Below are 9,132 nucleotides of genomic sequence, written 5' to 3'. Positions count from 1 at the left end.
ATGGTAGTGTGGAGCTTCTCCATGTGAGAGTAGGTCATCGTCAAGATTCAATTCCGAAACCCCTATCTGCTGATGCAGGTAGGGGTTTTGTCTTTTCCGCTACAGAAAATCCAACCTGTTCTGCAAGTCTGCGGGGCTAGGCCCCGCGACTCGATTATTGCTCGGTCTTCTGGAACAGCGCTTCGAATGCTGCGCTTTGGATACGTTCGTGCATGAAGTGATAGGTGACACTGTCTTCTTCGATCTGGGGCTGGACCGCGACGTTGGTAAAGCCTTGGGTCAATGCCGTCGCCTGGCGGAGCACGCTGGCCCGAATCCAGGGATCGAAAAACGCATAGGTGGCCCTGTAGAGTGATTTCAGCCCAATAGCACCGGTGTCCATTCTGAAGCCGAGCGGCGGCAGCCAGGCGGCGTGTATCACGTCACCATCATCGATCCCCGGCGCCATGTAGAAGCACGTTGCTGAAGTGCACCCCTTCATCAGTTGGGACCAGAGTGCGCAATCGGCACCGCGTACTTCCGGCAGGAAGCCCGGATGGACGTGAATGAACCTGAGATGTTGCAGCTCCAGCAGTTGTTTCGGAACAATGCCTCCACCAGTGAACAGGACCTGGGTAGCCGACAGTGCTTCGAGTCGTCGTTGCAGGCGCTCATCGGCCAGATCGTTCACCAGCAGTTGTTCAACGTCGGAGGAATATTCGTTCAGGTCGTGCAGGGCGAGCGCGTCATCGATGACTTTGGGGGAAATATCGAACGTGTTTTCGACTTCCTTTCGCATGCCTTGAAATAGAGGTGTTTCCGTGCGTTGAAGCACGCCTGACCAGTGATGGATGCTGTTGCGTTGTCTGGATTGCGCGTAGGCCAGGCGCAAGGCACCAGGAAGGAAACGTCCAACAGGCTTCTTGCTGGCAAGGTCGTTCGCGGACACTAACTGAATGATCTTTTCCGGCCGTAACCCCATGCCTTTCAAGATGGCCAGGTAAGCACGAGCGATCGGACCTTCCCAGAACAGTACAGTGATTGGCAGGGCTGTCACTGCTGCATGAGTGCTGAGCGAAGCACTGACCAAATTCACTGGGGAACTGGTGTGTTGCTCGAAGAACTGCGTAACGCAAGTGTCCACGAATTCCAGCAGGTCCTTGTCCAGCTCGATCTCCCGGGTCTTCAGCGAGTCGCGCAGCTTGAGTGCAGCGTTGAGTCGTTTGATTGCGCTGCTGGGATCCTGAAGGTGCAGCAGGCGAATCATGTCCTTCAGCAGCACCAGCAATGCCAGCACGGAGGGTTGCGTCGCCAGCAGGCGGGTGCTGGCTCTTCGTCCATTGTCCAGGTAGCTCTCGTACAGGCAGCGTGATATCTCGACGCGCTTGCACAGAAACTCCAGCAGCTCGAACTCTTCACGGCTCCAATCGGAGCGTCCAGCACAGGCGATCAGCCGCGCCGCGGTGTCGAAGTGGGCGTCCCTGAGCGGTGCCGCGTTCACGCCTGGCAGATAACGGGCGATGTAGCTTTCGATCATGCTGATGATCCTTCAACCTTTGGCAATTTTCTGGTGGGTGACCTGCAGGATGTTGGCAACGGTCCAGTACAGCACCATCCCTGAAGGGAACGAGTAGAACAGCACGAAGAAGCCGAGCCCCATGAGGCCCGACGATATCGCTTGGCGAGCCGCGGACTGGCCGTCCGGTACCGACGCCAGTTTGATGCTCAGCAAGGTGGTGAAGGCCATCAGTACCGGCAGCAGATTGAAATAGGCGCCGAAGATCGGCAGGTCGGTGCCAAGCGGGAAGAGTTGGTCGGGTTCCGCCAGGGTCTTGATCCAGAGGAACGATGCGTCGCGCAGTTCGAAGGTCTGTCCCAGCAGATGGAAGAGGGCGACGAATACCGGCACCTGAACCAGAACGATGAGCAGCGGCTTCAAGCCGGCCAAGGGGCTGACCTGGTGGTGTTCGTAGAGCTGCAGGATGCGCTCGCTCTGTTCCCCGCCCTTGTAGTTCCTGCGGATTTCCTGCAGCTCGGGCTGGATTCGCGCCTGGATCGCGGCGAATTTCTTCTGGGCCGAGATGGTTTTCTTCGCCATCGGGTACATGACGAGACGGATCAGGAAGGCCAGGAGAATGATGGACAGGCCCCAGTCGCCGATGATGTGCTGGATCGACTCCAGGACCTGCATGATGCCCAGGCTCAATCCGCGCATCCAGTTCCACAGGCTGGAAAACAGCAGGCCACCAAGATCCGGTTCGGTGCTGGTGAGCGCCTCATAGGCCTTGCCACCGCCGAACACGTGCCACTGGAATTCTTGCGCGGAGGTGGTTGCATGGATGGGCAGGCGGATGCTGACGGAGGTGCGGAACGGCGCCAGCTCGGCCTCTGTTTCGGGTAGTCGCGGCACGCTGGCCTGCCAGTCCGCGTGCATGGCGTTGTCGTTGGCGGCGCTGAGGATCATGGCCAGATAACGGCTTTGCAGGCCGAGCCAGGTCGTCTGTGCAGCCTGGTCGGCGGAAAACTGCTGGTTATCCGCATCCCCCAGGCGCAGCGTCTGGACCCCGTCGTTGTCGCGGTACACCAGCTCGGTGTACGAATAGATGCTCTGCCCCATGCCAAGCCCATGCGCTGGCAGTTCGCCGATGCCGGGTCCGACCTGCAGCTCAAGTTGGTCGTCAGCACTGCTGGCTGCGGTCTGGTAGCGCAGTTCGACAGCGAAATCCGCGCGCCAGCTCTGTTCTCGCAGGTGCCAGCGTCTGGTCAGGGTGAACGGTTGGTCCGCCTGCTCCAGGACCATGACCAGGGTGTCCGGTGACTGTTCGCGAATCTTCCAGCCGCCCGCCAGGGTTTCCCATTCATGCAGGTCCTTGCCGGCCAATTTGCCGGTCAGGGCGAACAGGCGCCCCTCGGGCGCGGCCATGTCCTGTTCCTGTCCTGTCGCATCCCGCAATTGTGGCAGGCGCCAGTGTCGGACGCTGCCGTCGGCGAGGTTGAACTGCAGATTCAGGCTGGCGTTTTCCAGTGTGGCCGGAGCGGCTGCCGAAGCGGTTGCCATGTGCAGGCACAGCAGGAAGAAACCGGCCAGCCATTGAGCCAGGAAGGTGGTGGGGAACTTGAACATAGGGGGTTTTCTGAGTGGGCTCAGCGAGAAGCTGAGTGAGAGGATGGGAAGAACACCAGGCATCCATGCCCTGACGAAACCGCCCGCGGTGCCATCGAGATGCAACCGGGCTGCATGTCGCAGACCGACTCACTTCTTGTCGGAATGCTCTTCCTTCTTCGCGACGTTCTTGCGCAGACCCAACATGCGCAGCAGACGGTGCCAGTAGAGTTTGAGCACCATGGCCACGGCCGCCAGCGCGCCGAGAATACCCTGCAGCATTGCGCTGCCGGTGCCCGGATCCAGATAGGCGAAGGCATTGATCGGCAGAACGATCAGGCACAGCAGTGCTACCAGGGAAAATTTGCTTTTTTGCATGGGGAACGCTCCTTATCGAGTTATTAGTGTTGCCAGGTAGGCCGCGGCGCTGCCGCCGCTCCTGCCTGTATTGAAAATCCAGCGCTGGCGAGCCTTGCGCAGTGCCGCCTGCCACTTTTCCGCGTCCCCGGCCATCGTCCGGGCGATGCTGCCCAACTCGTCCAGGCGACTGGTTGGCACGACGACGCCCAGTTGTTCGCGTACCTGAACTTCTATCGGCTCGATACCGAGCTGACTGTAATCAGGATTGAGAATCTTGCGCGGCACGTCGGCGAAGATGACCGGCCGCTCCAGGCCGAAGGCGAATTCCAGTGCGGCTCCGGACCAATCGCTGAGCATCAGGTCCGAGCTCTGCAACGACGCGGTGCCATCGCTGTCTTCATCGAGGCGGAAGCGCGGCTCGTCGCGATAGTGGCGGGCGATTTCGTCGAGTACCGGGGCGCAGAACTTGCGCGTCCGTGGATGCGGTCGAAGAATCACGCGCAAGCCGGCATCGATCAACGGGCTGATGGCATCGATCCCGTGCTGTTCGATCAGACCATTCACGCCCCAGGTGGGAGCGACCAGCACCTGCGGGGGTGCATCGGCGCTCGTCTGGGGGCGGTGATTGCCACGCGCGATGATGGTGTCGAGCCGGCCATAGCCGTGCTCCACCAGTTGCTTGGCTGGCAGGCCCAGGGCCTGCTCGCGGGCCCGGGTCTCGGCGACATGGTGAGGCCCCACGCAGAGGATCGAATCGAAATGATCGAAGGCCGCGGCTCGGTAGATCATGTGCGTGCTGACGATGGAATGGTGCAGATAGGCGTAATGCACGGAAAACGGCGAGCGCTTGATATGGAAGCTCTGCAGATCCGGCATGGTCATCAGCAGGACATCGACATCCAGGGTGGAGAAGAACAGCGTGCGCATGCTGCCTTCGCCAATGTAGAAGGTGCGCATTCCCGCGGGTGGGTCGAGCAGCAGCGGATCGTCCGCCGCCGACGTTACATAGAGCACCGGCAGGTCGTGGTCGCGCCGCAGTGCGCTGAACACCGGCTCGAAATACGACCAGTAACCCTTGCCCTCGGAATACAGCACGATCTTGCGCTCTGTGCGAGGCACGCGCTTGAAGGCCTGCAGGCCTTGCCATTCTCGCTGCAATCGACGAAGTGCGGCGAACATGCTCAGGCCTCGAGCCGGATGAAGGTGTCCAGCTGTCCTGTACGCAGCATATCGTGGTACTGGTCCAGGTCCTCGACCGTATCCACCTCCAGCCAGCCGTTGTCGGTGAAGGCTGCACGCGCGGTCCAGCCGTCATCGATCAGGCTTTGCAGGAAGGTGGTCATGTACATGTTGTCGAAGTCCTTGCCGTCGCGCAGCACGCTGCGGTCCATGCGATGCCAGGCGTCACGGAACGCCGCGATGTGATCGCCACGAACCTTGATCAGCCCCATGTACTGGCCCTGGACTTCGCTGTAGTCCTTGGGTTTCTTGCCCAGTTCAAGAATGCAGTCATGGCTGTCCAGCTTCAGCGTTTCGGCATCGCTCAGGGGGTTGTCCATGCGGATTTCCCAGAATCGCCGCCATTGGCGGTCGATCGAGATGGCCAGTGGCGCGTCGGTGGCGAGCAGGCTTTGCAGGACGGAGGGCTGGTAGATGATGTCGCCATAGGCGATCAGCAGGTCTTCGCCGTCCACCATTCGCTGTTCCGCGCAGAACAGGGTGGAAACCATGTTGGTCTCGGCGAAGCGTGGGTTGACCAGCACTTCCGGACCCTGGTCGCGCAGACAGTCGGCGCGGTAGCCGCCGATCAGTGTGACGTCGGTCAGTCCGTGTGCGCGCAGCACGTCCAGTTGGCGGTGGAGCAGGGCGCGTCCCTGCAGTTCCACCAGGCATTTGGGACGGTCATCGGTGTAAGGGCGCAGACGTGTGCCTTGTCCGGCCGCCAGGATGATTACGCGCATGGTTGGTCCTTGGCTGAAAAGAGATGAAGAATGAGACGGGCGTCCCGCTCGGCGTTGTCGGAGGGGCGCTCGGGGTGCCACATGATGCCGATCCAGGGCAGTGTCTGATGAATCGCGGCTTCGATGGAGCGATCATCGGCCTGGACCATCGGGGTCAGGTCCGACGCCAGCTCCTCCAGGCCGATCCCCCAGTTGTGAAAGCTGTTGACCTCGCTGTAGCGATCGAACCGTGGATCCCTGGCAAGGGCTGACACCGGGTGCAAGCAACCGGCGTGCCCGCTCACGGGAACCAGGCGCCCACCGAGGAAGTGGTTGAGCATCTGCATGCCACGACACACGCCAAGCACCGGTAGCGTGCGGGCGCGCGCCAGGGACAGCAGGGCCATTTCGGTGCGGTCGCGCTCCCGGGAGGCGTTCTGCGCACCTGGCTGATGGCTGAGGTCGTTGCCGCCGCTGAGTATCAGGCCGGAGATGTCCTGACGCTCCAGCCAGGCGTCTGGGTGTACCAGTCCATTGGGCACCGGGAGCAGGTCGATGCCCAGGTTTTCCAGCAATGCAGCCCAGCGCTGATCGAGACAGTCGCGGGACTCGCCGTGGCTGGCGATCCGCTCCACCCGCTGAGTGATTGCGATGCGCATCATTGGATCACCCGGATGATGCGATTCCCGGCGTCCAGTTCCAGTACCTTGGCGCTGGTCAGCGTGCGGTAGCGGGTTTCACCCACGCCAAGTGCTGCCGGCAGGCCAAACTCGGCAGCACGGATCGCCATATGCGAGTTCGCTCCACCATACATCGTGATCAGACCGGCGATCTGTCGACCGAACAACCAGTCGTAGCCAGGATCGGCCTGCGGGATCAGGGCAATCTTGCCGGTCAGATCCTGCTCGCTGTCGCCTTCGTCGAGATCGATACAGACCGCACGAAGTCGGCCTGTACCGACGAAATTGGGTTGGGTCGCGGGATAGAGGAATACGTTCAGGTCTTCGCTCGAGCAGAGCAGGGGCGGTAGCTCAATGGTCTGCTGCTGGCGGTGCACGTCGCGGTTTCGGCGACCGATATCCCTCAGGTGTTCGCTGAGTGACTCGGCGTCGAGATGGCTGTCGCGCAGGGCCAGCAGGGTTTCGATATCCAGATACGCGAGTTTTTCGCGCGGGATGCCCAGCGGCTCCGCCCAGTTGACCAGCTCATCGAGGGCAAGCGACAGATTGCGAGTGAAGGCGAACTTGGCGTATTCACGCCCTTCGATGGCCTGTTTCAGGAACAACTCCAGCGTGTCCGCCTCGTACTCCATGCCTTGCTTGGCCAGGGCCGCGACGAAGCGTGGTCGGGCCAGTTGCCAGAGCCGTCCGGAAGAAACCGTTGGCGCAGTGGTCGTGTTGTCGACGATTGGCTTGAGGTAGCGCTCGGGATCGGCGCGATAGCTCGGGGAGTTGATGTCGTACGTGCCCGGACGCAGATGTCCGTACTTGTCGACGAATGCCTCCCAGCTCAGTTCTCCCCGGGCACAGCTTTGTGCATCGTGGGTCAGCATGTGGCTGACCGTGCGGATGGAGTTGAGGAAGTCTTCCATTTCCGCTTCGCTCAATACACCGCAGTTGACCGCCGAGCGCAGCAGGGTCACGGCAACGAAGGCACTTCGCGCCAGGTGCGCGAATGGCAGGGTACCGAAGTTGCGGCAGTCGAGCAGCAGGGCGCGAACTTTTTCCAGCGGGGGCATGGGGTGCTTGCGCAGCTGCGCGAAGCGTTGCTCCAGCTTGTCGATCTGTGCCAGATCGCTGCTGTTGCGTTGTATCGCGTTGATACTTATCTGGCGCAGGCCGTCGCGCAGTTGATCGATTTCGGCCGCGCAAAACCCGCCTTCCTCGGCGAGACGCTGGCGCCAGCGGTCGAAGTCCAGTGCGAAGCAGGTCGGAACCACCTCGAACTCGACTTTGTCGTGCAGATAAGGGTGACGTTCCAGCCAATCAAGGTAGAAGTCCGTCAGGCGTGCGGCCAGCGGCTCGTCGAGACTCTTCGGAATGAACGAGTTGAAGCTGGCGCGAATATCCACATACGGATGCCCTGCGAAGCTGACCAGCAGCGGCGAGGGGCGTACGTCCCGGTAACCATACTCGGCGCGTTGGGTCGACCAGGTTTCGTCCATGATCAGGTGCCGATAAAGGCTGACGGCCAGGGGCTGCGGCTTGGTGCCGATGATCTCGGCGGGGTTCCAGTCCGGCATGATGCCGAACAGCGTACGGCGGCCGGCGATGAACGGCGCAGGCGCCTGCAGGTCTTCGAAACGTTCCCGGGCGTTGTTCAACTGAGTGAAGATGTCGGCATCGCCGCCTTCCCACTTGGAGTGGTCCACCGCAATGGGGCGCACTTGCAGAATATGCAGCCCGGCGTCCGCCGTGATGGCGAACTCGACATCCAGCGAGTCGTAACCGAGCAGCGATTCGATCTCCCGCAGGGCCGGCAGCAATGTCCGCAGATTGTCCGGGATGTTTGCGCTCGCTTCGTCGGCGTTGCGCTGCATCACCAATGTCTTGTGGGCGTCGCTGGTGCCGCTGGTGATGGATTCGGTGCTGCCACTGACATCGTCATAGTTGATCTGGTAGTAGGGCGCTCCGCTGCTGAGGCTGCGGGTGAAGGCAACACCGCTGGCAATGACGTTTTCCAGCATCGGCTGGACCAGCACCTGGTTCTGCGGGTTGGCGTCCGGATAGGAGGCGATGACGTGCTGGATGGCGGACTCCAGCACCGGCAATTCACGGCCGTCGACATTCAGCAGGCTGGTGTAGGCACCGGCATTGGAGTGGCTGAAGCCGTCCTCCGACAGAGCACTGCTGCGAATGACCAGCTTCTGGCCAGTGAAGTGCTGCTGAATGTCCCTCATGACCTTCGATGCATCGTCTTGCCATTCGGCCACGGTGAAACTGACCTGGTCTTCGATCCGACTGCACCTGACCATGCGTCGCAGCCGGCGCAGTGTCTGGGCCTTGGTGCCGAGAACGAAGTGAGCCAGGTCGCGCGGCTCGTTCAGCTCCGCCCAGTCGCCCTGGACATCGATAGCCTCCACCTGCATGCCATTGCAGCGCAGCATTTCAACCAGGTCGGACAGATTGCCCTGTTGGAAGTGCTGCTGCAGGCTCGTCTGGTTCTCCACCAGGAAGCTGACGGCCCTGGGGCCGAAATGGACGCAGCCAACGAACTCCGCTGCTGCGAGCGTCAGAGGGATGTCCGCACCGAGCCTGGTGATGCTCTGCATGTGCAACGATACTTTTTCACACCGCTGCAGATCAGCTCCAGTGCGCCCGGCGAAACGGGTGCGCCAGTGGCTGTCCACCGCGACGCAGACATCGGCCTGGCTGGCAGTCAGTGCGGTGGCCAGGCTACGGCGAAACAGCACATCGGAATAGGACACCAGGCAGTTGTTCTGCTGGCTGAGGTCGACCTGCAGGAGCGAATAGGCCGACTGGGTCGCCTGCCAGTTCTCGTTCACCCAGTAACGCAGCTCCGGGTGGCGCTGACGAATCGATTCGATCCTGTAGCCGCCCACGAAGTGGGTAGTCGACATCAGGGAGTCCGTGGCATGGATCAGCCAGTCGATGACCCGCGTATGCCCGGAAGCGCTGCGCAGCGCGGCGTGTTCGTCGCCCTGGAAAGGCCTGCCCGCGCCCAGAAAAATTACCGATGACTGCATCTTCGTGTGCTCGTTTGTTCCAGGGGCGCACTTGGCCGTCAAGC

General features: G+C 61.3%; 7 protein-coding genes. All 7 read right to left on the bottom strand.

What is annotated here, in order from left to right:
* Positions 1-154: 154 nt before the first annotated feature.
* Positions 155-1,516 carry a formyltransferase family protein gene (locus CHB99_RS13760; RefSeq protein ID WP_042125633.1) on the bottom strand — a complete coding sequence of 454 codons (1,362 nt, stop codon included), beginning with the start codon at positions 1,514-1,516 and terminating at the stop codon, positions 155-157.
* 12 nt (positions 1,517-1,528) lie between these two features.
* Positions 1,529-3,103 (bottom strand): membrane protein insertase YidC, encoded by a 1,575-nt coding sequence (gene yidC, locus CHB99_RS13755; protein ID WP_042125631.1) that lies wholly within the window; start codon positions 3,101-3,103, stop codon positions 1,529-1,531.
* 129 nt (positions 3,104-3,232) lie between these two features.
* Positions 3,233-3,460, bottom strand: coding sequence for a hypothetical protein (locus tag CHB99_RS13750; RefSeq protein ID WP_042125630.1), 228 nt, complete (start codon positions 3,458-3,460; stop codon positions 3,233-3,235).
* A gap of 12 nt (positions 3,461-3,472) precedes the next feature.
* Positions 3,473-4,621 (bottom strand): CDP-glycerol glycerophosphotransferase family protein, encoded by a 1,149-nt coding sequence (locus tag CHB99_RS13745; protein WP_052419442.1) that lies wholly within the window; start codon positions 4,619-4,621, stop codon positions 3,473-3,475.
* A 2-nt stretch (positions 4,622-4,623) separates the two neighbouring features.
* Positions 4,624-5,403: a phosphocholine cytidylyltransferase family protein gene (locus CHB99_RS13740; RefSeq protein ID WP_042125628.1), complete on the bottom strand. Its 780-nt coding sequence runs from the start codon at positions 5,401-5,403 to the stop codon at positions 4,624-4,626.
* Positions 5,394-6,044, bottom strand: coding sequence for a gamma-glutamyl-gamma-aminobutyrate hydrolase family protein (locus tag CHB99_RS13735; RefSeq protein ID WP_042125625.1), 651 nt, complete (start codon positions 6,042-6,044; stop codon positions 5,394-5,396). Before CHB99_RS13735 ends, CHB99_RS13740 begins: the two co-directional genes overlap by 10 nt.
* The gene (locus CHB99_RS13730; RefSeq protein WP_042125623.1) at positions 6,041-9,088 is read right to left on the bottom strand and encodes a PEP/pyruvate-binding domain-containing protein; all 3,048 of its coding nucleotides are present in this window, start codon (positions 9,086-9,088) and stop codon (positions 6,041-6,043) included. The genes CHB99_RS13735 and CHB99_RS13730 overlap by 4 nt, the downstream gene beginning before the upstream one ends.
* Between the last annotated feature and the right edge of the window lie 44 nt (positions 9,089-9,132).

Origin of the sequence: Pseudomonas japonica (genome assembly GCF_900188455.1) — a bacterium.
Classification (GTDB): domain Bacteria; phylum Pseudomonadota; class Gammaproteobacteria; order Pseudomonadales; family Pseudomonadaceae; genus Aquipseudomonas; species Aquipseudomonas japonica.
This window is presented reverse-complemented; position numbering and strand designations above follow the sequence as displayed.